The following is a 25,960-nucleotide window of genomic DNA, read 5'->3' as shown; positions in this document are numbered from 1 at the left end:
AGGAGGCTTTGATGGAATTTCATAAAACAGAAAAACCGCTTCGCGGTGAAATTACCATTCCCGGTGATAAATCGATCTCACACCGCAGCGTTATGTTCGGTGCGATCAGTCAGGGAACAACAGAAATCACAAATTTTCTTCAGGGACAGGACTGTCTGTCAACCATTTCCTGTTTCCGAAAAATGGGGATTGAAATCGAAAATACTTCAGAACGAATTCTGGTTTACGGACGCGGACTGCATGGCCTTACTGCTCCGACGGAAATCCTGGATGTCGGAAACAGCGGTACCACAACAAGGCTGATCTCAGGTATTCTCGCCGGACAGGATTTCACATCCGAACTGACCGGAGATGCATCGATCCAGAAACGTCCGATGGGACGCATCATCAGACCGTTATCCATGATGGATGCCACGATTGAAAGTATCAAAGGAAACGGATGTGCACCGCTTCGCATCAGCGGACACGCTTTAAAGGGAATCCATTACCAGTCACCGGTCGCATCTGCCCAGGTAAAATCCAGCATTCTGCTGGCAGGACTTTATGCTGACGGCAAAACTTCTGTGACCGAACCGGCATTATCCAGAAACCATACGGAGATCATGCTTCGTTCTTTCGGAGCCACGGTCACTTCTGAGGGGACTACCGCATCGATTCTGCCGGATCCGGATCTTCATGGACAGAAAATAGAAGTGCCTGGCGATATCTCTTCTGCTGCGTATTTTATTGTGGCTGCACTGATTGTTCCGGGATCGGAAATCCTGATCAAAAACTGCGGCATCAACGAGACAAGAGATGGCATCTTACGTGTCTGTCGTGCAATGGGAGCGGATATCACCGTCCTGAATGCACATACATCCGGCGGTGAGGCAGTTGCAGACCTTCTGGTACGCTACACGCCGGATCTGAAAGGCTGTGTGATCGAAGGAGATATCATTCCGACGCTGATCGATGAAATACCGGTCATTGCTGTTTTAGCTGCATTTGCAGATGGAACAACTACGATCCGAAATGCTGAAGAATTAAAAGTAAAAGAATCCAACCGCCTGGATATCATGGTGCATCATTTAAGTGAAATGGGATGTGATATCACAGGAACCGAAGATGGCATGATCATAAATGGAGGCAAAACGCTTCAAGGAGCCGTTCTTGACAGTTTTCTGGATCACCGCATCGCCATGTCCTTTGCGATTGCTTCTCTGGCATGCGAAAGCACTCTGACGATCCGGCGTGCCGACTGTGTCAACATCAGCTATCCTGCTTTTTATCAGGATCTTGAACGTCTTTGCCGATAAAAGTAAGAATCTTCTGATGCAGAACTGCATTTTCTTTTTTCAAGGAAACAGGTTTTGCTTCTTTATTTAAGAAGCAATGCCTGCTTTTTCCGGTTGTACATAATTTCCCATCTTTCTGATGATAAATTTCATAGCAAAATTCCAGAACGATCCCATTATACTTTGCAGCTGTCACTTTGATATCCACAAGATCATCAAAATGGACCATCTGACGATAAGTTGCTTCAACTCCAAGCACCGGAACGATGATGCCCTGTTTTTCCATTTCACGGTACGAAATCCCGCAGTGCCGCATCCAGTCGATCCGTGCTTCTTCAAACCAGCGGATATAGTTGGAATGATGTACGATGCCCATCTGGTCCGTTTCATAATACTGTACTCTGTGTGTATACATACAAAATCCACCCCTTATCAGATTAGCCCATAATGTTTCATGGCAAATGCAATGCCGTCCTCTTCTACCGTTTTTGTTACAAATTCCGCATACGGTTCCAGAACATTACTGTGTACGCCCATGGCAACGGCATGTTTTACATACTGAAACATCGGAAGATCGTTGTTGCTGTCCCCGAACACATAGGCGTTTTCCATTGGAATGTTCATGTGTTCCAGAATATAGGCGATGCCGCTGGCCTTTGAAAAGCCTTTTGGGACAACTTCGAAAAATCCGTTCTGGCGGTCGATCAGATCCATATCTTTTCCAAGATTTGCCTTGATCGCCGCAAGATTGGTTTTCTGATCATAATAAAACACAAATTTATCATAATCAAAACGATCCTGTTCTATGTAGGTTTCGATTCCAAGACCCATCGGTGCGAAATAACGCCTGGTGTGTTCGATCCCTTCAAATCTGGTTATCCGCTTTGAAAAATAGCAGTCGTCCGTTGCTTCGAGGATCGGTTCTGCATGATTCTCCTGAAGCACACGGATAATCTCTCTTCCTCTTTTATGCGGTATAATACGGGAGAACATCACTTCATCGCCAAGCATGATGTAGGTGCCGCATCCACACAGATATCCGGAAAACGGTGCACGTTTTAATTCCATCGGAACGCTGCAGTAGCATCTGCCGGTATTGATAAAGGTCAGATTTCCAAGTTCAATCGTTTTTTTTAGAGCATCGAGTGCACTGTCCGGTATCTTTCCGGTCACATCACTTAAAAGCGTGCCGTCGATATCAAAAAATAATGCATTTCTCATGTTTCGTATCCTTCCTGAAATAAAGAATTGGTATGCTGTCTTTTCGGCAGCATTATACTATGCATCAAAAGATGCTGCAAAGTTTTTCTTATACTTTTGCATCAAAAAAAGCTGCCGGCTGACTTTTTGCTGTCAGCCAGACAGCGAACTTTTCATTCCCAGAATGCCGTTTCCTGCCTTTTGATTCCTGGCCAGGCCAGGTGGGTATCCGCAGCCGTATCCGTTGTCTTCCATTTACAAAAAACGGCATGACATTGTATAAAGCAATATAGGATTCCCTGTTATAACATTGCAGGTTCAAAATAACAGGAGTGTCGCACATCCCAGGTGGATTTCTCACTGACTTTATTATACTCCAGTATATCCGATTTTTCAACTGAAAATTCAAGCAATTTTAGTTTCACTGTTCCCGCATGATGATACTGATCACATAACGGTTGTTCGGAAGATCCATATGTGTGATATTATCCAGACGAATCAGATCAACATCTACCCACAGCTGTTCTGCTGCAATCATAATGTTTGCGAGCATGATGCCGAAATCAAATTCGTTGTATTTGCCAAGCAGTCTGCGATGAGCGACAGTCTGTTTGGAAAAGACATGGACACGGTTTTCATAAACGACAAAACGCCATGGCTGACTGTTAAATGCAGATGGTGCCAGTCTGGCCACTTCCAGAAATTCTTTTACAAATCTTCTCGGAGGTTCTTTGATGGCACAGAGATCTTCCATGGATTCCCTTTTGGCATCTTCCTGATTCCGCACCATATCTACTTTCGGATATCCAATTGCCATCAGGATGACGCATCGCATGCCCTCTTTTGGCATTTCGCCTTTCAGATGTCCCATACCCTGGAAGCAGCTTCCAACACCTTTTGAAAACAGATAAAGCGAGATCTGCTGCATAATATAGCCGGCATTCATATCCGCTCTTTCTTTGTCCTCTGTATAGATCACAAGATAATAGGGAGCTGCTACATTGATAATACCGCCCAGCCTGGACTTTGCTTTTTTACTGCCCTGTGTATCGATCAGTTCGATGCTGGTCTCGATCCCCGGGAACAGCGGTTCCATTTCATGGTAAAACTGGATCATCCCTTCCAGAATGCTTGTCTCTACTTTATCCTTGCGAAAATTTCTGATTGATTTGCGTGTGTACACTGCTTCGTATAGCGTCATTTTGTCTCTCCTGCACTTTCAGCATCTTGTTAATAACTTGTAACAATATTGTAACATAGTTATTTAAATTTTCAACTACTTTTTTTATATTTTCCTGTATACTGAAGTTATAAGGTGTTTGGTACAAAGCGTCTCATCCAGAAAGCAAAAATGACATTTTGACCTTTTGATCCTGGCATCATTATCATTATGTATTTGGATTTTTTACAGACAAGGGGGTTTTTGTATGAGCAAAAAGCGAATCATTACCATTTCAAGAAGTTTCGGAAGCGGTGGTCGCATGATCGGTGAGGAACTGGCCAGAAGACTGGAGTATCATTTCTATGACCGCAATCTGCTGGATCTTCTCTCAGAGAAGACCGGTATCAGTGAACAGGGGCTGGAAAGTGCGGACGAGAAACTGCCGCAGAAGATTCTGGATCACTATGTTCCGACCAGAGTAACGGACTATAATACCAGCCACTATCTGTTCCGCATGGAAAGTAAACTGATCGAGGAGCTTGCAGAAAAGGAATGCTGTGTTTTTATCGGAAGGCTCGCAGACTGGATTTTAAAAGACCGCGACGATGTGCTGAACGTATTTATCACGGCACCGGATGAAGACCGCATCCAGCGTATCATGGAAACAGAAGATGTTACGCAGACTCAGGCAGAGAAACTGATGGTGCAGATTGATAAAATGCGGAACAATTATTATTCTTATTTTACAGACCGCAAATGGCAGCATACGAAAGACCGTGACATCATCGTCAACAGTTCGCTTCTTGGCATTGAAGGAACGGTAGGTATGCTGGAGTATATTGTAAATGCATCAAATTAAGTTCGGATAAGAAAGGTTGTCGAATGTGCAAATGAAACTGCATTGCAAAATATAGTGCGTAAAATAATACAGCCATGATGAACTCGAAAACAAATCGCTCTGACGGTAGCAAGGCTTCCGTCGTGAGATTGTTTTCGAATCATCATGGCGTCCTATTTTTATAAAACTATTTTTATGGCGTTCCTTTGCACATTAAGAAAATCTCCGCCACATCTTTATTTTGCATCCTTCGGCACATCTTTGATGCTGAAGCTGATGCGTCCCATCTTGTCTTTTCCAAGGCATACAACTTTCACAACATCGCCCAGTGTCAGAACGTCTTCTACATGGTTGATACGCTCTTTTGCGATCTTGGAGATGTGTACCATACCTTCTTTTCCAGGAGCGAACTCAAGGAAAGCACCGAACTCTTTGATGCTGATGACTTTACCGGTGTAGATCTGTCCCTGCTCGTAATCGGTTACGATGATGTTGATCAAATCAACGGCTTTCTGCATCATGGCAGCGTCGGTTCCGCAAATGGAGACAGCACCTTCATCGGAAATATCAATCTTCACACCGGTCTCTTCGATGATCGCATTGATCGTTTTTCCTCTCTGTCCTACAACATCACCGATCTTTTCCGGATCGATCTTGATCTGGATGATCTTCGGTGCGTACTCGCCAACACTCTTACGCGGCTCTGCAATGGCTTTTGCCATGACTTCATCCATGATGTACATTCTTGCTTCGCGTGTTCTTGCGATAGCTTCTTCGATGATCGGTCTGGTAAGTCCGTGGATCTTGATATCCATCTGGATCGCTGTGATACCTTTCTTTGTACCTGCTACCTTGAAGTCCATGTCTCCAAAGAAATCTTCCAGTCCCTGGATGTCTGTCAGAACGATGTAATCATCATCGCTCTCACCGGTTACCAGACCACAGGAAATACCTGCGACTGCAGATTTGATCGGTACACCGGCTGCCATCAGGGACATGCTGGATGCACAGATACTTGCCTGTGAAGTAGAACCGTTGGATTCAAAAGTCTCGGATACGGTACGGATCGCATACGGGAATTCCTCTTCGCTTGGAAGAACCGGAACGAGTGCTCTCTCTGCCAGTGCTCCGTGACCGATTTCACGTCTTCCAGGTCCTCTGGAAGGCTTTGTCTCCCCTACGGAGTAGCTTGGGAAGTTATAATGATGCATATAACGTTTGGAAATAACGTTTTCATCCAGCCCATCCAGTCTCTGAGCTTCGGAAAGAGGAGCCAGTGTGCAGACGTTGCAGATCTGTGTCTGACCTCTGGTGAACATGGCAGAACCATGTACTCTTGGGATCAAATCTACTTCTGCTGCCAGCGGACGGATCTGTGTGATCGCACGGCCATCCGGACGTTTGTGGTCTTTTAAGATCATCTTACGAACAGTTTTTTTCTGATACTGATAAACAGCTTCATCCAGAACAGCAAGCCATTCTTCATTCTCGGCAAAAGCTTCTTCCAGTTTATCTTTGATCTCACGGATGTTTGCTTCTCTTGTCTGTTTATCATCGGTAAACACAGCTTCTTCCATCTGTTCCGGTGTTACGATCTCTTTGATGGCTGCAAACAGTTCTTCCGGTACAGCACAGCTTTCATAGCTGTGTTTCGCTTTTCCACACTCTGCAACGATCTTGTCAATGAATGCAATCACCTGCTGATTGACTTCATGTGCCGCAAAAATTGCTTCGATCATCTTATCTTCCGGTACTTCATTTGCACCGGCTTCGATCATGATGACTTTTTCTCTGGTAGATGCAACCGTCAGAGCCATATCAGAAACCTGACGCTGTGCGGAGGTCGGATTGAATACGAACGCACCGTCGATCAGACCTACCTGTGTGGTAGCAGTCGGTCCGTCAAACGGGATATCAGAAATAGCAGTTGCAATCGCAGAACCAAGCATTGCAGTCAGCTCCGGACTGCAGTCTGGGTCAACAGACATAACCATGTTGTTCAGAGTTACATCGTTGCGGTAATCTTTCGGGAAAAGCGGACGCATCGGACGGTCAATGACACGGGATGTCAGGATCGCATTTTCAGAAGCCTTTCCTTCACGTTTGTTGAAGCCGCCCGGAATCTTTCCAACGGCATACATTTTCTCTTCGTATTCCACACTCAGAGGGAAGAAATCAATCCCTTCACGAGGCTTTTCGGATGCAGTAGCGGTTGATAATACGGTAGTATCGCCGTAATGCATAAATGCCGCACCATTTGCCTGTGCTGCCACTCTTCCGACATCAACGGTCAGAGTTCTTCCGGCAAGTTCCATAGAAAAACTTTTGTACATAATTACTCTCCTTTTCTTTTTCTCTGAATTTGTTTTGCTTTTACGGCAGCCTCTCCGAAACAACTGAAAAACATTTTATCATCAAAATATATCGTTAAAATACTTTTCAGTGGTCTCGGAATGTAAAGCAGCTGCCGGCTCGGTTTCTGTCAGGAGAAACCATTCTGGAAGTTTACGCATACTTCAAGCAACGTAAACAGGGGACGGAAATCGTTCCGTCCCCCTGTGATTCCCAGATTATTTTCTGATACCAAGTTTTGCAATCAGTGCACGGTATCCTTCCAGATCTGTTTTCTTAAGGTAAGCAAGCAGACCACGTCTCTGTCCAACCATTTTCAGCAGACCACGTCTGGAGTGATGATCCTTCGGATGATTTTTCAGATGCTCTGTCAGCTCCTGAATACGTGCTGTCAGGATAGCGATCTGTACTTCCGGTGAACCTGTATCTCCTTCTTTTCTTGCATACTCTGCGATAATAGCTGTTTTCTTTTCTTTTGAAATCATGATATTTCCTCCTTGTTTTTCACACGCCGGATACTAAGAACAGGGTCGGAGTCGTCCTCAGCTCTGAATATCGGCTTAATTCATACTTGTTAAGTATAGCACAGTATGATAAACTACGTCAACCATTTTCGGTTAGCAAATAAAATAAAAATAAATGTTCCGGCAAGAACCAGGAAAATCCCGAGATAATAGAGGATTTTTGCCCGTCTCTCCAGATAATTTCCTCTTTCTATGATAAAAATCGATGGATTTGAAATCTTGTATCTGATATTCACTTTTTGATTCAGCACAAATTTGCAGGGATTGCTGCCGTAGCGATACCGTTTCCGTATCAGCACGCCGTCTGCATAGTAAGCAAAGACAGGATAAAAATAGTTATGGACGCCTTCCTGCAGACCCTTTTCATCCGGATGGCCGGCCACGATCTCAACGACCGTTGCTTCTGCCTGCCCTTTATATTTTGCATGAATGTTGCGGTAGCGTCTGCACAGAAATCCCAGAAAAATAAAGATCACGCCAAGCAGCATCATAAGATCGCCAAGCATCCCGATACTATTTTTCAAAGAAGTACTCCTTTCCAAAAGCAATATCCGCCTGCATCTGATTTTTCAGGTGTTCGACAGAGTCAAATTTCATCTCTGGCCGTTTAAATTTCCAAAGTTCTACATCGATATTTTCTCCGTAGAGATCTCCGTCAAAATCAAACAGGTACGTTTCTACTCCGCGGAACGTCTCACCGATGGTCGGTTTGTAGCCGATGTTTGTCACACCGTAATATGCCTGCTCACCGATGCGTGTCCTGGAAAGATAGACACCGTTTGGCGGAAGCAGTTTTTTGGTGCTCGGTACCAGATTGGTGGTCGGCATGCCAAGTGTCCGGCCGATCTGCCTGCCGTGAAGCACTTCACCGGAAATAAAATAGCGATAGCCCAAAAGATCATTGACCAGTTCCATATCGCCTGCTTCCAGGGCTTCTTTGACATAGGTGCTGCTGATATCTCTGCCTTTATACTGCTCTTTCTCTATGACTTCAACCTGAAAACCATATTTTTCCTGGAGCCAGAGAAGCAGGCTGGCATCTCCGCCTCGTTTATATCCAAAATGGAAATCTTTTCCGACAACAATCGATTTTGCATGCAGCCGGTTTACGAGGATTTCTCTCACGAAATCCTCTGCCTCCATACCGGATACTGACGGAATGAACGGACAGTCGATCAGATAAGAAAGTCCCGTTTTTTCCAACATAGACCGTTTTTCTTCGTCCGTCAGAACAAATCCGCTTTTTCTGCCGTTGATGGTAAACATTACGCTCTTCAGGTTCTTTTTTTCCAGAATGCGGGACAGAAGCTTCTGATGCCCTCTGTGCACGCCATCAAATTTTCCAAGTGTAACGGCTGTCTCCTCCGGGATATACAGTCCGTCAATTCCCTTCATGTATTCCATAATCACATTCCTATTTTATAAAAACATTTTTACCGGAAAAAACATGCCTTTTTCTTCCCGGTATTCATAGATCGCACAGAACTGTCCGCCGGCATCGTACACGCGGATCCTGTCCTTTTTCAGCTCATCCACGTTCTGCCCTTCCGGCAAAAGGTTCTGTATCTCATGAACACGAAACGGATTGCCGTTTCTTAGGATCTTTTCCTGCTCTTCCAGGATCGATACGCACGGATACTGCATAAAAACAGCATCGACCGGCATCAGAATCTGTTCGATTTTTCCTGATTCCTGCAATTTTTCGATTTCAGGAAGTTTCAGGCTGTCTTTTAATGTAAAACTGCTGACACGGGTGCGGAGAAGTGATTCCATGCATCCGCCGCAGCCAAGCTTTTCTCCGATGTCATGGCAAAGTGTGCGAATATATGTTCCCTTAGAACAAGTAACGGTCATGGTGACAAAAGGCAGGGCGATCTGATCGATCGTAATTTCCAGAATCTTGATCTTTCTCGCTTTTCTCTCTACGGTTTTTCCCTCTCTTGCCAGATCGCAGAGCTTTTTTCCATTCACTTTCAGTGCGGAGTACATCGGCGGAACCTGTGCATATTCTCCGACAAAACCAAGGATCGCCTCACGTACCTCTGCTTCCGATACGGCTGCGTCCTTCTGTTCCAGGATTTCGCCTGTCATATCCTGTGTATCCGTGACGATGCCAAGGTGCAGAACGGCCTGATAGGTTTTATCTTTATCTGTTAAAAGCTCACACACTTTCGTTGCTTTTCCAAGACACACCGGCAGCACACCTTCTGCTGCCGGGTCCAGGGTTCCGGTGTGTCCGATCTTTTTCTGTTTTAAAATCCCGCGGAGTTTTGCAACGACATCGTGTGAGGTATAGCCCTGTTCTTTGTATACATTCAGAATTCCGTTAAAAGTGTTCTTCTGTGGTGTCACTGTATTTCCTCCGGCATCTGTTTTGCAATCTCTCTGGTCAGGTTGTTTACCACATCATGCATGGAACCCTGCATGGTACATCCGGCTGCACGCACATGACCGCCGCCGCCGAAAAACTGTGCCACTTTCTGCACATCGATATAGGACTTTGAACGCATGCTGACTTTGTATTCCTGCGTGTTGGCCTCATACAGGAAAATAGCAACCTCTACGCCCTCCGTATTGCGAAGCAGTGCAGAAATACCGTCAAGATCCGTCGGGGTCACGCCGTAGAAATCAATGTCACGCTGACGCAGTCCGCTGATGATACATCTGCCGTCCATCAGCCGCATGCTCTCAAGCAGGGCACGCCCTGTGATCTGGTGCTGAAGGTATGTTTTTTCGAAATACGTTTTATCGAGAATGTCGGTGAATGCAATGCCTTTGTCCATCAGTTTTCCGGCAATCTGCATCGTTTTGGAAGAGGTGCAGGTATACTGGAAGACACCGGTATCGTGGGCGATTCCCATATAAAGAGCCTCTGCAATATTTTTGCCGATCTTATCTTCATCCAGAATATCATAGATCAGTTCACAGGTAGAACTTGCCTCTGCTTCGATATAATTGGTCTGTGCATAGCCTGGGTTGCTGATATGGTGGTCAATGCAGACCGTGCGTTTTGCAGTGTCAAAATATTTTGCAGACGCTCCGAGACGCTGCTTGTCCCCGGCATCCAGTGCAATGAACAAATCGTATACTTTCTCTTCCTCACAGGAATGTATGATCCGGTCGCTTCCTTCCAGAAACTTAAAAGAATCACGGATTTCTTCCAAATAGACCGTTGGCTGAACATCCGGAAATTCCTGCTGTATGTAGAGATAAAGTCCGATACAGGAGCCGACACAGTCGCCGTCCGGCCGAATATGGCCGGAGATCGCAACGGTCTTTGTATCCTGTAAAATTTCAGAAAGTTTAATCTTCATGCTCATCCTCTCTCTTTTCAGAATGACTGTTTACATCATCGATCAGTTTTGACATGCTAACACCATATTCAATGGACTGATCCAGCACAAAACGGATTTCCGGCGTATTACGGAGATTGATCGTATGTGCCAGTTTTCGTCTGATAAATCCTTCTGCACTTTTCAGACCTGCAATGGTATCCTGCTGGGCCTGTTCATTGCCCAGCACGCTGATCCATGCTTTGCAGGTCTTCAGATCCGGTGCAACTTCCACCGCAACGACTGATGTCATCGGATGGATTCTCGGATCTTTGATCTCCCCGCGGATGATATTTGCCAGTTCACGCTGTACTTCACCATTGATGCGGGTGTTTTTAATACTATGCTTTCTCATATTGGCAAAACCTGCTTTCCTATCTTGGTACTTCTACCATAATATATGCTTCTACCTGATCCAGTTCGTGGACATCATTGAATTTCTCAAATACAAGACCACATTCGTATCCGGCTCTTACTTCTTTTACATCATCTTTGAATCGTTTCAAGGATGCCAGCGGTCCTTCAAAGATCTGTGTTCCTTCACGGGTAATACGGACAGAGCAGCCTCTCTGGAACGTACCGTCCAGCACATAGGAACCGGCGATGGTTCCGACACCGGAAGCTTTGAACAGCTGACGTACTTCTGCGTGTCCGATGACTTTTTCTTCGAAGATCGGATCCAGCATGCCCTTCATAGCTGCTTCTACATCTGCAATCGCATCGTAGATGACACGGTACAGTCTTACGTCCACACCTTCACGCTCTGCTGTTGCCTTTGCAGTTGCATCCGGACGAACGTTAAATCCGATGATGATCGCATTGGATGCACTTGCCAGGCTGACATCGGATTCGTTGATCGCACCGACACCGCCGTGGATGATCTTGACAACGACTTCATCGTTGGAAAGTTTCAGAAGACTCTGTTTTACGGCTTCTACAGAACCCTGTACATCTGCCTTTACAATGATGTTCAGTTCTTTGAGGTCACCTGCCTGGATCTGTGAGAACAGGTCATCCAGAGACATTCTTGCCTTTGTCTCTTCGAGCAGTCGTTCTCTTCCTTCACTTACGAAGGTTTCTGCAAAGTTTCTTGCTTCCTTGTCATTTTCGCATGCAACAAAGATCTCACCTGCGTTTGGTACATCGGAAAGACCAAGGATCTCTACCGGAGTAGAAGGACCTGCCTCTTTTACTCTTCTTCCCTTGTCATCCATCATCGCACGGACTTTGCCATAGCTGGAACCGCATGCTACCGGATCACCGACATGCAGCGTACCCTTCTGAACCAGAACCGTTGCTACCGGACCTTTTCCTTTATCCAGCTCAGCCTCGATGATCAGACCTCTTGCTGCACGGTTCGGGTTTGCTTTCAGTTCAGAAACTTCAGCAGTCAGAAGGATCATCTCAAGCAGTGTGTCGATACCTTCGTGTGTATGGGCAGATACCGGAACAAAGATCGTACTTCCGCCCCAGTCTTCTGGAATCAGTTCATACTCGGAAAGTTCCTGTTTTACACGGTCGATGTTGGCACTTGGCTTATCGATTTTGTTGATCGCAACGATGATCTCTGTGCCGGCTGCTTTTGCATGGTTGATCGCTTCTACAGTCTGCGGCATTACACCGTCATCTGCTGCAACAACCAGGATCGCAATATCGGTTGCATTTGCACCACGCATACGCATGGCAGTAAATGCTTCATGTCCCGGTGTATCCAGAAATGTGATCTTCTGTCCGTTGATATCTACGACATAAGCACCGATGTGCTGAGTAATACCGCCAGCTTCTTTTGCGATCACATGCGTGTTACGGATCGCATCCAGAAGAGAAGTCTTACCGTGGTCAACGTGACCCATAACACAGACTACAGGCGGTCTTGAAACCATGGTGCTCTCATCTTCCTCTTCTTCATGAAGAAGCTCTTCGATCACATCTACTTTTTCTTCTTTTTCTGCGATGCAGTTGAACTCCAGTGCAATCTCTTCTGCTTTTTCAAAATCGATCTCCTGGTTTACCGTTACCATAACACCTTCCAGGAAGAGCTTTTTGATGATCGCAGATGCCTGAATCTTCATAGCGTCAGCCAGCTCTTTGATCGTCATGGTTTCCGGAAGTGTGATGGTTTTGATTTCATCTTCCTTCTTCTCCTGTACCGGTGGTGTCGGCTGTTTTACCTGCTGCTTGTTATTCTTTCCGCCGCGGCCGTTATTATTCTTGGAATTATTTTTTCCTCCCTGACCCAAACGGTTGCTCTTGCTCTCGAATTTATCAACTTTATCCTGACGGTCGTTTCTTCCGCGGTCATTGCGGTTTCTGGATTCTTTGGTGATCGGTTTTTCTATCACTGCGGAACCGCCGTCCATACGGCTTCCCTGATTTCTTCCGCCGGATGGTCTCTGACCGTCATTTCTGCGTCCCTGACCCTGATTTCTGGAGTCATTATTGCCGTCACGGAAACGTCCGCCTCCATTCTGGCCGTCTCTTCTTGGTCCTCCCTGCTGACCTGTGCGGTTCTGACCGTCGTTTCTGCGTCCCTGACCCTGATTTCTGGAGTCATTATTACCGTCACGGAAACGTCCGCCTCCGTTCTGACCGTCTCTTCTTGGTCCTCCCTGCTGGCTGCCCCGGTTCTGACCGTCGTTTCTGCGTCCCTGGCCCTGATTTCTGGAGTCATTATTGCCGTCACGGAAACGTCCGCCTCCATTCTGGCCGTCTCTTCTTGGGCCTCCCTGCTGACCTGTGCGGTTCTGACCGTCACGATTCTGTGTCTGACCATCCTGTCGATTATTCTTCTGGCCGTCGTTTCTGCGTCCCTGCTGTCCTTCTGTTCGATTTTGTGATCCTCTTGTGCCGCGTCCGATACCTGTACGGCTGTTCTGCGGATGAAATACCTGTGTAATATTTTTCTTTTTAGCAGGTGCTTTCTTTTCTTCTGCTGCTTCTGCCTTTCCTTCCGGCTTCGTCTCTTTCTTTCCGAATTTATCTTCTACCATAGCCACCTGTTCCTCTTCTAATGAATTCATAGGGCTTTTTACCTGAATGCCCTTTTCTGTCAAATAGTTCAAAATTTCTTTATTTTCTTTGCCAAGTTTTTTGGCCAGTTCATGTATCCTGATTCTCGCCATCACATCTACCTCCATCATTTTCCACCGGTAAATATTTCCGGACGGCATTTGCAAGTCCTGTATCTGTGATCGCAAGTGATGCCCGAAATTCTTTACCCATAGCTGCACCTAATTCAGCTTTTGTACCATAAAGATAGAACGGCACCTTATAATATTCGCACATATTCCGGAACTTCTTCTTTGTATTGTCCGAAGATTCCGTGGATACGATAACCAGTGCTGCACAACCCGTTTTGACCGATTTTTCCGTAGAAAATTCTCCGCTGGCCGTTTTTCCGGCTTTCTGTGCAAGACCGATCATAGAGAGCACTCTATTCTGACTCAATCTTTTCAATCTCCTTCTTCAGGCTGTCATATATCTCCGGCAAGATGCCGGTTTTCAGTGAACGCTCGATCCCGTGATTTCTGATCGCTTTTTCAAGGCATTCCCCGGATCTGCAAATATATGCACCTCTGCCGTTTTTCTTTCCTGTCGCATCCAGGATGATCCCTTCGCTTTCTGTTTTCAGGATGCGGATCATCTCCCGTTTGCTTTTCATTTCCTGACATCCCACGCATTTCCGCATGGGGATTTTTTTAACCTGACTCATGTTTTACTCCTGATCGCCTTCTTCATTCAGCATATCTTCCGTTTCTTTGTCAGAAGTTTCTTCGTATGCTTCTTCATAATCAAAAGTATCCTCATCTGCTGCTTCTGTATCAGCGTCTTCTTCGTAATCGCCCTGCATCAGATATTCATCCAGCTCGCCGGATTCTCTTACCTGTGTCTCACTCTTGATATCGATCTTGAATCCGGTCAGTTTTGCTGCCAGTCTTGCATTCTGTCCTTCTTTTCCGATTGCCAGAGACAGCTGATAATCCGGAACGATCACTTTTGCGGTCTTCTCATCGTCATCTGCGATAACAGAGATTACTTTTGCCGGACTTAATGCATTCTCGATCAGGATTGCCGGGTTTTCATCCCAGTTGATGATATCGATCTTTTCTCCTCGCAGTTCTTCTACGATCGTATTGACACGCACACCGTTCATGCCGACACATGCTCCGACCGGATCTACATCCGGATTGTTGGACCAGACTGCCATCTTTGTTCTGCTTCCGGCTTCTCTTGCAATACTCTTGATCTCTACAGTACCATCTTTTACTTCGGTTACTTCGGACTCAAACAGACGTTTTACCAGCTCCGGATGGGTACGTGATACAACAACTTTCGGTCCCTTCGGTGTGTCTTTTACTTCCAGAACGTAAAGCTTGATATGCTCGGTCGGGCGGAATACTTCACCTTTTACCATTTCATTTTCCATCAGGACGGTATCTACTTTACCAAGGTTTACGCTGACATTTCTGCCGACATAACGCTGAACAATACCGGTAATGATATCCTTTTCTTTCTGATAATATTCCTCAAAAAGTACTTTTCTTTCCTCTTCACGGATTTTCTGAAGGATCACGTTCTTGGCATTCATAGTAGCGATACGTCCGAATTCTTTGGATTTGATCTCTACGTTTACGATATCACCAAGCTCATATTTGGAGTTCAGCTGTTTTGCGTTTTCCAGGCTGATCTCCATGATCGGATCTTCTACTTTCTCTACAACCGTCTTTTCTGCGTGCACGTTGAACTCACAGGTTACCGGATCAATAAATACCTTTACATTGTCTGCTTTTCCAAAGTGGTTTTTACATGCCTGAAGCAGGGACTGTTCGATTGCTTCCAGAAGGGTATCCTTGCTGATGTTTTTTTCTTTCTCCAGTACATTTAATGCTTCCAACAACTCGCTATTCATTTTCTTTTATCCTCCTATTATGTTTAAAAATCAAACGCCAGTCTTACCAGTGCTGTCTCGGAACGCTGGAACGTCATTTCGTTGTCTTCTATCACTATGGTGAAGCTGTCTTTGTTGAATTCTTTTAAGATACCTGTGAATTCTTTCTGTTTGTCGATGGCACGGAAAGTGCGGACTTCGATCTCTTTTCCGATGCTTCTTTGGAAATCTTTGTCCTTTTTCAGCGGACGTCCAAGTCCCGGGGAACTCACTTCCAGAATGTAGGAATCTTCGATGTAGTCTTCTTCATCCAGTTTGTCACTCAACGCTCTGCTGATCACTTCGCAGTCATCTACTGCAATCCCGCCCGGTTTGTCAATATAGGCACGCAGATACCAGTTACCGGCCTCTTTTACGTATTCTACATCGACAAGCTCGAACCCGTGTGCATCCACAAGCGGCTGCAGCAGTTCTTCTGTCTTTGCTTCATAAGTCTCTCTTCTTGTCATTCGCTTCACCCTTTCTTATACAACAAGAATGAGTGGGCGAACTGCCCACTCACACTCTGGTAATCTTCTATCATCGCTCCAATTATAACACTACTGCTGTTAAAATGCAAGACTTTGTTGAAAATTTCTTATTATTTAATTTTTGCACTTTTTGCCTGTTTTTTTATCAGGAAACCCTCGTTTTGACTGCTTTTGCATCTCGTTTGCTGATCCGCAGGCGATTTAAATGTACTTCTTTGTCTTTGTATATAGCGATATCATCTCCGTTCGGTGTAAGCAGATGTACCTGCAAAAGCTGATCTTTCGCATTCATCTTCATACCGCGGACACCGATTGCCGCCTTCTTTTTGACCGGAACTTCTTCCAGCATAAAACGCAGGAAATAGCCATCTGTGCTTTGCAGGACAATCTGTTCTTCCACACCGATCAGTAAAACTGCAATCAGTTTATCGCCATCCGTAAGTTTTGTGGATGCGATCGTCCGTTTGGAGACATCAAATTCCGTCCCCTCTACCTTTTTGATCATGCCCTGCTGCGTTGCAAACAACAGATTTGTGCTCTTGACCGCATTCAGGCCTTCGATGCGAAGAATTTCTTCTTCCGTGCTGGAATAATTGCAGAGATTGTCAAGCGGTGTACCTTTGTCACGGAAACGTCCATAAGGAAGATCTGCCACTTTCAGAAGATGCAGACGTCCGGTATCCGTAAAAATACAGAGCTTGTCGGTATTCAGGCAATGCACCACAAAGCGGTTTTCCGCATCTGCTGATTCTTTGTTCCGTTCATATACCGAAAGATCCACGCTTCTTGTATAGCCAAAACGGTCGATCAGAACCACCACTTCCGCTTCCTCCATCTTCTTCTCTTCAAAAACAGCTGCTTTTGCATTCTCAATGGAAGTTTTCCGTTCAGAAGCATATTCCTTTTTCAGACGATCCAGATCTTTCATGATCACTTTTGCCATAGAACGGTAGTTTGTCAGAATATCTTCGTAAGCCGCAATGTTTTTCAGGGTCTGGGCATGCTCCGCCTCCAGTGCCTCGATTTCCAGCCCGATCAGTTTGTAAAGACGCATATCCAGAATGGCATTTGCCTGATTCTCCGTAAAATGCAGTTTTGCCGCAGCTTTTTCAGATGCTTTGGTACGGAAACGGATTCCTTCTGTTATGCCTTCCACCAGACATTTTTTTACCTGATCGCGGTTTTTGCTGCCACGCAGGATCTCAATGATCAGGTCGATCACATCGCAGGCTTTGATCAGTCCTTCCTGGATCTCCTGTTTTGCTTTTTCTTTACCAAGAAGATTTTTATATTTTCTGGTTGCCAGTTCAAACTGAAAATCAATGTGATGTTCGATGATCGCTTTTAATCCCAGCGTTTCCGGCTTTCCGTTTGCCACGGCAAGCATATTGACACCGAACGTGTCCTCCAGTCTGGTCTTTTTGTAAAGCATATTGATGATATTCTGCGTATCTGCATTTTTCCTGAGCTCCAGAACGATCCTTATACCGTCTTTCGAGGACTGATTGGAGATATCGACGATATCTGTGGTGGTTTTGTTCTCTACCAGCCCTGCGATATCATTTAAAAATTTGCCGATATTTGCCCCCATCATGGTATATGGGATCTCTGTGATCACAATGCGTTCTTTTCCGCCTTTGAGCTTTTCAATCTCCACACGTCCACGCAGGCGGATCTTGCCTGTCCCTGTCTCGTAAACGGAAAGCAGATCGTCTTTGTTGATGACAATGCCGCCGGTCGGAAAATCCGGACCCTGAATATACTGCATCAGTTCTTCCGTCGTGATCTTATGATTTAAAATCGTTGCCTTGACGGCATCGATCACCTCGCCCAAATTGTGCGGCGGTGTGCTGGTCACCATACCAACGGCGATTCCTTCTGATCCATTTACGAGAAGATTCGGAAGCCGCACCGGAAGAACCTGAGGTTCTTTTTCTGTTTCATCAAAGTTTGGTCCAAAATCCACCACATCTTTGTCCAGATCCGAGAGAAATGCATCCTGAGTCACTTTCTGCAGGCGTGCCTCTGTATATCGCATCGCCGCTGCACCGTCACCCTCGATCGAGCCAAAATTTCCGTGACCGTCCACCAGAGGCAGTCCTTTTTTAAAGTCCTGTGCCATCACAACCAGAGACTCATAGATCGAGCTGTCGCCATGCGGATGATATTTACCCATCGTATCTCCGACAATACGGGCACATTTACGATAAGGGCGGTCATAGCGAATGCCCAGTTCATACATATCATAAAGTGTTCGTCTCTGTACCGGTTTCAGTCCGTCACGCACATCCGGCAGTGCCCTTGAGACAATGACACTCATTGCATAATCAATATATGATTTTTGCATCAGCTCCGAATACTCTGTCCGGATGATCTGTTCCTGTTCTCTATCCATGTCGTAACTTTCTCCTTATTTCAATCCTGTTCTTGTGATTCTGCCATCAGATGCTTCATCTGTTCGAAGCGATTCTATATTTTGTTTCGTTCTATATATCCAGTTCTGCATCCTGAGCATGTTCATAAATAAATGCCTTTCTTGGTGGAACATCGCTTCCCATCAGCATTTCCGTCACATCCGAAGCCATACGTGCATCTTCGATCTCCACCCTTTTCAGAATACGTGTTTCCGGATTCAGTGTGGTCTCCCAGAGCTGCTCGGCATCCATCTCGCCAAGACCTTTGTAACGCTGCAGCGTGAAATTGCCTTTATGTGTTTTGCGGTAACGCTCCAGTGCTTTATCGTCGTACAGATACTCTTCTTCTCCTCTGGAAGGCATCGCTTTGTAAAGCGGCGGCATTGCAATATATACATGTCCTTCATAGATCAGATCCGGCATAAAACGATAAAACAGCGTCAGAAGCAGGGTTGAGATATGAGCACCGTCCACGTCGGCATCTGCCATGATCACGATCTTATCGTAACGGAGTTTTGTGATATCAAAATCATTACCGTATCCTTCTGAGAATCCACAGCCAAATGCATTGATCATTGTTTTGATCTCGGCATTAGCAAGAACCTTATCAATACTTGCTTTTTCGACATTCAAAATCTTACCGCGAATCGGCAGGATCGCCTGGAAATTACGGTTTCTTGCCGTTTTTGCAGATCCCCCCGCAGAATCTCCCTCCACGATAAAAATTTCGCATTTTGAAGCATCGCGGCTTTCACAGTTTGCCAGCTTTCCGTTGGAATCAAAAGAATATTTCTGCTTTGTAAGCATGTTTGTTTTTGCTTTTTCTTCTGTTTTGCGGATCTTAGCTGCTTTTTCCGCACAGGAGAGCACGCTCTTTAATACTTCCAGATTTCGGTCAAAATAGCGGACCACCTCATCTCCTACCACCTTCGCCGTTGCTTTTGAGGCATCCTGGTTATCCAGCTTGGTCTTTGTCTGACCTTCAAATCGCGGAGCCGGATGTTTTATAGAAACAACCGCCGTCATACCGTTTCGGATATCTGCTCCGGTAAAGTTGGCATCCTTTTCTTTTAAAATCCCAAGCTCTCTTGCATAAGTGTTCATCACCGTGGTAAACACGGTTTTGAAACCGGTCAGGTGCGTGCCGCCTTCTGCATTGTAAATATTATTGCAGAAACCAAGTACGTTTTCATGGAATTCATTGACATACTGAAATGCACATTCTACATGAATGCCATCCGCCTCTCCACACAGATAAACCGGCTCGTGGATCGTTTCCTTTTTCTTATTTAAATCCCGGATATAGCCGACGATACCGTCCGGCTCATGAAACGTGACCGTCTCTTTCTCCTCATCCCGCAGATCCTTGAATACGATCGTAAGATTTGGATTCAGATAAGCAGTTTCGTGCAGCCTGCTCTTTACTTCTGCTGCCGAAAAACGAGTCTTTTCAAAAATCTCTGCATCTGGAAGAAAACGAATCCAGGTTCCTGTTTCTTTGGTCTTTGCAATAACCGGGAGCAAGCCGTTTTCCAGTTCGACCGTCGGAATCCCTCTCTCGTAACGGTCATAGTGCACGCAACCTTCACGGCTTACTTTTATTTCCAGCCATTCGGACAAGGCATTTACAACGGAAGATCCGACACCATGCAGACCGCCGCTTGTCTTATAGGCCGAATTATCAAACTTACCGCCTGCATGCAGCGTCGTGAAAACGAGACGTTCTGCCGACATGCCTTTTTCGTGCATGCCCACCGGAATACCACGTCCATTGTCTTTGATGGTTGCAGAGCCGTCTTTTTCCAGTGTCACTTCAATGCGGTCACAGAAACCAGCCAGATGTTCATCCACCGAGTTATCTACGATTTCATATATTAAATGATTCAAACCCTTTCTGGAAACGCTGCCAATATACATCCCAGGACGCTTCCTGACAGCCTCCAGACCTTCCAGTACCGAAATACTGCTGGCATCATAGGTGCTTTTTTTTGCCATATTTTCCTCCTTGCTCAAAAACATGCTTGTTCTTATCACACCCCAAAACAAATGTTCTCTTATGGGGCAAAGAAAAAAGCTGCTTTGTTTTCTAACAAAACAGCCTTCTTAGCAGTTCCAAGGGGAATCGAACCCCTGTTTTCGCCGTGAGAGGGCGACGTCTTAACCGCTTGACCATGGAACCTTATCTTTTGTTTTTTGTCTTGCCTCAAGACTCCTTAATAATATACCATGTTTCAGGAAATGTCAACACCTTTTTTTAATTTTTTTAAACTTTTTTATTTTTTGGAATTTTCACGTTTTTTCTGCATGATACAATAATTCCAAAGATTCCAAAATCAAACATACAGAAGCATTCCTGTGCTGTCTTTTTAAGATACCAAAATGGTAAAGAAAAAGGAACGATACCGAAGTACCGCCCCTCTTCTTTCATTTAATTATAAGTTTTCCATGCTTTGAAAATCTTATTTTTTAATTTTAACTCTTTTTGCTTTGCTCATTGCACTGATCAGTTTTCCTTTGATCGTTGCAATCTTGTAGTAATAAGTCTTACCTGCCTTCAGCCCCTTCTTGTTTGTGACAGAAGTTGCGTTCTTTCTGGTAGTAGCTACTTTTTTGTAACCGCTGTTCTTCTTCGTAGAACGATATACAACAACTTTTGCACCTTTTACTTTCTTCCAGCTCAGTTTTGCGTTCTTAGATCCTGCTGTTGCTTTCTGGATCTTCGGAGCTTTTGCAAGTTTCACTGCTACAGCTGCACCGGCTTTGCTTACAACCTTGCCGTCTTTGGAAACTGCCACTGCGTAGTAAGAAGCACCTTTGACTGCTTTCTTATCTTTTACGGTCGTTTTGCCTGCTGCGGTTGTACCAACCTTGGTTGCCTTGCCCTTTACTACACGGTATACATCGTAAGATGCTGCATCTTTTACTGCTTCTACCGTTACATTTACAACAACACCTGTTTTGGTAACTTTTGCTTTTGCTGCTTTTACCTTCGGTGCATCCAGAGCAACTGCAGGAGTCTCTGCTTTCTTCAGGGCTGCCTGTGCATTTCTAAGTGCCAGTGTCAGGCTTTCCAGGGTTGCTTTATCTGCATCTGCCGGAGCATTTTTCAGTGCCTTGTAAGCTGCATCAAATACTTTCCAGCTTGCTTCTTCATAATCTTTCTGTCCTGCATCTACAATCGCCGCTGCGTCTTTCAGTGTGTTGGCTGCGTTTTCTTTTGCTTTTTCCAGATCAGCTGTTTCCTGAAGTACCAGAGCATCTTTTGCATCATTCAGATCTTTGATTGCCTTTTCAAGTTCTGCTACGGTTACTCCGTCTTTGCCTGGAAGATCTTTCACTGCTTTATATACTGTCACTGCATTATTATAAGATGCCACTGTATATGTGTTGCCATTTTTCATCAGATCATCATAAACAGCTGTCAGCAGACTGTTCAGTTCTTCTTTCTTGGCAGCAACTTTAGTCTTCAGACCTTTCTTCGCATCATTGATTGCTTTGACTGCGTCTTCAATTTCGGTCTTTGATGCATCTGTCTTGTCTTTCAGTGTATTTGCTTTTGCCAGAGCATTTTTCAGAGGTGCGTAGCTTTCTTCTGTATAATCAGCTTCCACAATATCTTTGACAGAATCAATTGCTGTTTTCAGTTCTGCTTTGTCTTCTGCGGATGCTTTGTTTGTTGTAACAGTCAGTGTGATCTCTTTTGTGCTTGTCTTGGTTGCATCAGATGCCAGAGTTGCCGTTACTTTTACTTTTGCTGTACCTGCTGCTGTCACTGTCACTGCATTGTCTTTTACAGTTGCACCTGTTGTACCTGCGTCTGTTACTGTGTAGGTATAGTTTACAGTTCCGTCATGTCCTTCTACCTTGCAGTCACCGGTTACCTGTGCTTTTGCACTCAGTGTTACGGTCTTGCTGTCTGCTACGCCAAGATCAATCGTCTGATCTGCAACACCTGTGATCTCGCCAACTACACAGGAGCAAACAATTTTTGCAGTTGCCGGGAATGTCTTTGTCACGGTCATGGTCTTTCCGTCTGCTGAAATCGTAACGGTTGCACTGTCTACGCTTGGTTTGCTGATGTCGGTAAATTTAAATCCGGAACGAGCCGTGTATACGGTTGTTGCAGTATATGCTGTCTCTCCGGCAAACTTGGCATCTTTTTCAAGAGCAGTACCGTTTGCTGACCATGTTGTCACTGCTGTGTATGGAATTGCAGAAATATCAGCATCTGGTGCCACCTTTTCCAGAGCGGCCTTGATCTCATCATAAGATTTTGTCAGACCTTCTGAATAATCGGTGCCTTTGTAAAGTTTGATATCTGCAATCTTACCATCTACCTGATCCAGTGTGGAGTATTTAACACCGTTTCCATCTGCCTCGTGGTTTGTACTCTTTTCAGTATTGTATCCGATTGTAAAGATACTGGATGCATAAGATTTAAATACAACCTGGTATCCATCTGATGCATTTACTCTTCCCGGTGTAGCTTCACCAGCTTTTCCATCTACATAAAGCTGCATATTTGTTCCGGTATATACCAGTGCGATATCATGCCATTCTCCCCAGAAGGTATCGGCATCATATTTATACTGTACCTCTGGCCATTTATCTTGTGCATCGCAGCAGTACAGGATCACGCGGTTGTTTGCACCGTCTACCTGGATACCATACTGAGAATCCATCTTACCAAGGATATTTACAACTTCATCAGTTTTATTCTTCAGTTTTACTTTTGTGCGAAGAACCATCGGTGTATCGCCGGATACATCAAATTTATCATTGTTTGCTCCGTTGTTCGGTGCAGTCAGTCTTCCCTGGAATGCCAATACGCCGCCATCTTCAACGACCGTTGTCGGAACGTCATCTTTCACTTCCAGTGTAGCCGGTTTCGCAGACTGGTCTTCCATTGCAACATAGCTTGGTACTACTGCAGTTTCTCCGGCTACCGGTGCTGTATAAGAAAGCCTCGGTGCTGTGATCACAGAATCTTCGGTAACTGGCGGAGCCGGTGTTTCAGCTTTTTTCAGTGCTTTGATCGCATTTGCCAGTGTATCTGCGATTTTCTGAACATCCTCATCTTTTGTCTCATCGGTAACAGCATTTGCTGCTGCCAGAGCTTCTTCGAACACTTTGTAAGAATCTTCTGTATATTTATCAGCGGATTCTACTTTTTCTGCATCTGCAAGTGCTGCCGCAAGAGCTTTGCGTGCCTCGGATTCTGACGGAGCTGCATCCTTTTCACCGATCACGCCGAATTCTGCTGCGTTAATGTATTTACTTGGCTCAGCACCGGCTGTCTTGATGACTTCAACTTTTACATCTGTGACATCTGCGTATTCTGTGCCAAATTCTAATGTTTTTTCGGCAAAGTTCTGATCTGCACCTTCTGCATCTTTCTTTACATAAGTCCATGCAGTATCACCTTCTGCCTTTCCTGCCGGAGTCCAGTTTGTACCGTTGTCTGTGGATACAAAAACTTTGCATTCAGAAATCGCACCACTTGCAATATTTCCTGCATTATCATAAAGATTTCTCGGTATGTAAGTAAATGCTTTCACCGTTGTAGCTTTTGCCAGCGTAATAGTATATGTATTATTACCGGTCAGTTTCCCGTCTGCATAAGTTGCCTTTGGTTTGGATGGATCGCTCCAGTTTGTATGCCAGTAGGTATCCGTTTTTCCATCGAGTGCATTACTTGTTGCACCATCTTCACCTTGATTATCGTGTATCCGCTCTTCACTGTCGGCCTTACCAGTCAGCCCTTCCAGTTTTCCGTACTCTTTATCTGATGGTTTTGTTGTCTCTGCCGGTACGCTGAAAACCAGAGTCAGAGTCATGGTTTTTCCTTTCTCTGATATAACTACATCTGATGCATTTACAGCAACTTCTTTCTCTCCAACCTGGATTTTCTCCGGAATACTAGTTTCATCAAATATATTTCCTTCTTCTGCTTTCAGAGCGATTGTTAAAGTATAATTCTGTCCGGCTTCAAATTTTGTTACTGTGTTGCCATCAGAATCTGTCCATGCAGTTGCAACGGTGTATCCTTTCGGATCAGTCGCAGTTACGTCAGCAGGTTTCTCCCCTGTTACAGGTGCGACTGCTGTAAGTACAGGTTTACTGATGACTTTATCTTCTGCAACAACTTCTTCTGCTTTATAAATATCAATCGCTGCGGCATTAATATAGGCATCTGTCTGATCGCCTGCTGAATGTTTTACTTCGATACGGATATGTTTTGCTGTTTCCGGCGAGAATGTCACATTTTTTTCATCAGAATTATTCTCCCAATCTGCTGTTGCCACCTGCTTCCAGTCTGTGATCGCAGAAACGTCATTAACATCTGCATTGGAGATATAAATATTGGCAGCGGTAATTCTTCCGTTTGCAACACCATTTCCTGATCCCGATCCCTGACGAGGCAGATAAGCAATCTTTCCGATCGTTTCAGAGCCTGCAAGGTTGATATACAGATTGTTTCTGGAAATCAGTTCAGTCGGAGTAGTCATCGTTCCAGGACGTACTATTTCAGTAAATCCTTCATCTGCGGCAACTGTTCCGCCGTTTCCGCCCCAGCTTGAATGGTATCCTGTAGCTTCATTGTTATCCACAAGATTCTTCAATGCTGCATCGCCCTGGGAGGAACACTCTGCTTTTGCCAAAATATTGCCACTGTCTATTTTTGTATTGTCATCCCTGTATACATAAAGTTCTTTGCCGGAAATAAAAGTATTGTTCGGATTACCTGCAGTGTTCAGTACTTCTATCTTAATTTCTTTCACATCACTTATTGCATCTGTAAATTCTATCGTTGCTTTACTTTCTGTAAAACTCAACGTATATGGATCTTCCTGTACTTTCTTGAATTCTGCATTTTCGGCTGATGTCTTATAATAAATATTGCATTTTTTAATCGTACCATTATTGCCTGCACCATTTGAAACATATTCCAATTTTTTGACAGTTGATGCTTCAGTCAAAGTCAAGGTGATATTGTTGTTCGAATTCATGATAACTTCGCCGCCCTGTTTAACCGGCTGATTATCACCTTCCCATGCTGAATGCCAGTAGTCGTCTGGGTTTCCATTTAATACAGCATTCATTGTATTTGTTCCATCAGCACAATCTGCTGAAGCTGTCAGACCCTCTGTAAGTTTTGTATAATTATAATTCTTTGTTTCTGCTTCTTCCGAAGCTGCAAGAGCACTCAATGCTCCAAGTCCGGATACCGGTGCACTTGTCACAACCATAGTACCTACCAGTAATCCTGCTAAAACCTGTTTGAATTTCATACGTTTTTACCTTTTCCTTTCATAAATATTTATGGCAGACATCTGTATCGCTGTCTGCTTCTCCCTGTGGTAACTGCTGTTACTGCACTGTGAAACATCTCATGCTGTTCCACTCTTATTTTATTCCAAGACTTCTTCGCCTCAAAATTAGGTA

The 25,960-nt window shown here is 44.8% G+C and carries 20 protein-coding genes, 1 tRNA gene and 1 other RNA gene; 2 read left to right on the top strand and 20 right to left on the bottom strand.

What is annotated here, in order from left to right; all coding sequences use genetic code 11:
- Positions 1–11: 11 nt before the first annotated feature.
- The gene (gene aroA, locus GPK60_RS00640; protein ID WP_215658654.1) at positions 12–1,295 is read left to right on the top strand and encodes a 3-phosphoshikimate 1-carboxyvinyltransferase; all 1,284 of its coding nucleotides are present in this window, start codon (positions 12–14) and stop codon (positions 1,293–1,295) included.
- Here the strand turns inward: aroA and GPK60_RS00635 are convergent.
- The 4 genes from GPK60_RS00635 to GPK60_RS00620 form a co-directional block, all read right to left on the bottom strand.
- The gene (locus tag GPK60_RS00635) at positions 1,249–1,689 is read right to left on the bottom strand and encodes an acyl-CoA thioesterase (protein WP_147631526.1); all 441 of its coding nucleotides are present in this window, start codon (positions 1,687–1,689) and stop codon (positions 1,249–1,251) included. The two genes, aroA and GPK60_RS00635, sit on opposite strands and share 47 nt — an antisense overlap.
- Before the next feature lie 17 nt (positions 1,690–1,706).
- Positions 1,707–2,495 carry an HAD family hydrolase gene (locus GPK60_RS00630; RefSeq protein ID WP_215658653.1) on the bottom strand — a complete coding sequence of 263 codons (789 nt, stop codon included), beginning with the start codon at positions 2,493–2,495 and terminating at the stop codon, positions 1,707–1,709.
- Positions 2,496–2,646: 151 nt separating this feature from the next.
- A non-coding RNA gene (gene ssrS / locus GPK60_RS00625) (6S RNA) lies at positions 2,647–2,828 on the bottom strand.
- A 67-nt stretch (positions 2,829–2,895) separates the two neighbouring features.
- Positions 2,896–3,675: a nitroreductase family protein gene (locus GPK60_RS00620; protein ID WP_215658652.1), complete on the bottom strand. Its 780-nt coding sequence runs from the start codon at positions 3,673–3,675 to the stop codon at positions 2,896–2,898.
- A gap of 226 nt (positions 3,676–3,901) precedes the next feature.
- Here GPK60_RS00620 and GPK60_RS00615 point away from each other — a divergent pair, with 226 nt between their 5' ends.
- Positions 3,902–4,495, top strand: a complete 594-nt coding sequence (locus GPK60_RS00615; RefSeq protein ID WP_022119366.1) for a cytidylate kinase-like family protein — start codon at positions 3,902–3,904, stop codon at positions 4,493–4,495.
- 215 nt (positions 4,496–4,710) lie between these two features.
- Here the strand turns inward: GPK60_RS00615 and GPK60_RS00610 are convergent, their stop codons facing one another.
- From GPK60_RS00610 to GPK60_RS00535, 16 genes are all read right to left on the bottom strand, one after another.
- Positions 4,711–6,807, bottom strand: coding sequence for a polyribonucleotide nucleotidyltransferase (locus GPK60_RS00610; protein ID WP_215658651.1), 2,097 nt, complete (start codon positions 6,805–6,807; stop codon positions 4,711–4,713).
- Between the two features lie 237 nt (positions 6,808–7,044).
- Complete coding sequence (gene rpsO / locus GPK60_RS00605; protein ID WP_022119364.1) at positions 7,045–7,311, bottom strand: 30S ribosomal protein S15; 267 nt, start codon at positions 7,309–7,311, stop codon at positions 7,045–7,047.
- A 113-nt stretch (positions 7,312–7,424) separates the two neighbouring features.
- Positions 7,425–7,874 (bottom strand): DUF3592 domain-containing protein, encoded by a 450-nt coding sequence (locus GPK60_RS00600; RefSeq protein ID WP_173895324.1) that lies wholly within the window; start codon positions 7,872–7,874, stop codon positions 7,425–7,427.
- Complete coding sequence (locus GPK60_RS00595) at positions 7,864–8,754, bottom strand: bifunctional riboflavin kinase/FAD synthetase (protein WP_215658650.1); 891 nt, start codon at positions 8,752–8,754, stop codon at positions 7,864–7,866. Before GPK60_RS00595 ends, GPK60_RS00600 begins: the two co-directional genes overlap by 11 nt.
- Positions 8,755–8,769: 15 nt before the next feature.
- A complete protein-coding gene (truB, locus tag GPK60_RS00590; protein ID WP_215658649.1) occupies positions 8,770–9,702 on the bottom strand; it encodes a tRNA pseudouridine(55) synthase TruB in 933 nt (310 codons plus the stop codon).
- On the bottom strand, positions 9,699–10,664 hold the full coding sequence (locus GPK60_RS00585) for a bifunctional oligoribonuclease/PAP phosphatase NrnA (RefSeq protein WP_215658648.1): 966 nt from the start codon (positions 10,662–10,664) through the stop codon (positions 9,699–9,701). The genes truB and GPK60_RS00585 overlap by 4 nt, the downstream gene beginning before the upstream one ends.
- A complete protein-coding gene (gene rbfA / locus GPK60_RS00580; RefSeq protein WP_022119358.1) occupies positions 10,654–11,037 on the bottom strand; it encodes a 30S ribosome-binding factor RbfA in 384 nt (127 codons plus the stop codon). The genes GPK60_RS00585 and rbfA overlap by 11 nt, the downstream gene beginning before the upstream one ends.
- A gap of 19 nt (positions 11,038–11,056) precedes the next feature.
- Entirely contained in the window at positions 11,057–13,804 is a 2,748-nt protein-coding gene (gene infB / locus GPK60_RS00575; RefSeq protein ID WP_215658647.1) for a translation initiation factor IF-2, read from the bottom strand.
- Positions 13,782–14,129, bottom strand: coding sequence for a ribosomal L7Ae/L30e/S12e/Gadd45 family protein (locus tag GPK60_RS00570; protein WP_215658646.1), 348 nt, complete (start codon positions 14,127–14,129; stop codon positions 13,782–13,784). The genes infB and GPK60_RS00570 overlap by 23 nt, the downstream gene beginning before the upstream one ends.
- A complete protein-coding gene (locus GPK60_RS00565) occupies positions 14,116–14,394 on the bottom strand; it encodes a YlxR family protein (protein ID WP_022119277.1) in 279 nt (92 codons plus the stop codon). The genes GPK60_RS00570 and GPK60_RS00565 overlap by 14 nt, the downstream gene beginning before the upstream one ends.
- A gap of 3 nt (positions 14,395–14,397) precedes the next feature.
- The gene (gene nusA / locus GPK60_RS00560; protein ID WP_173895319.1) at positions 14,398–15,591 is read right to left on the bottom strand and encodes a transcription termination factor NusA; all 1,194 of its coding nucleotides are present in this window, start codon (positions 15,589–15,591) and stop codon (positions 14,398–14,400) included.
- Positions 15,592–15,614: 23 nt separating this feature from the next.
- Complete coding sequence (gene rimP, locus GPK60_RS00555; protein ID WP_147631537.1) at positions 15,615–16,079, bottom strand: ribosome maturation factor RimP; 465 nt, start codon at positions 16,077–16,079, stop codon at positions 15,615–15,617.
- 166 nt (positions 16,080–16,245) lie between these two features.
- Positions 16,246–18,495, bottom strand: a complete 2,250-nt coding sequence (locus GPK60_RS00550; RefSeq protein ID WP_215658645.1) for a DNA topoisomerase (ATP-hydrolyzing) — start codon at positions 18,493–18,495, stop codon at positions 16,246–16,248.
- 91 nt (positions 18,496–18,586) lie between these two features.
- Entirely contained in the window at positions 18,587–20,509 is a 1,923-nt protein-coding gene (locus GPK60_RS00545; RefSeq protein ID WP_173895317.1) for a DNA gyrase subunit B, read from the bottom strand.
- 112 nt (positions 20,510–20,621) lie between these two features.
- A tRNA-Glu gene (locus GPK60_RS00540) sits at positions 20,622–20,693 on the bottom strand.
- A gap of 280 nt (positions 20,694–20,973) precedes the next feature.
- Complete coding sequence (locus GPK60_RS00535) at positions 20,974–25,806, bottom strand: discoidin domain-containing protein (protein ID WP_215658644.1); 4,833 nt, start codon at positions 25,804–25,806, stop codon at positions 20,974–20,976.
- Positions 25,807–25,960 lie beyond the last annotated feature (154 nt).

Source organism: Ruminococcus sp. MCC718, from assembly GCF_018783905.1.
GTDB classification, from domain to species: domain Bacteria; phylum Bacillota; class Clostridia; order Lachnospirales; family Lachnospiraceae; genus Hominisplanchenecus; species Hominisplanchenecus faecis.
Note: the sequence above shows the minus strand (reverse complement) of the source record. Positions and strands in the feature narration are given on the sequence as shown.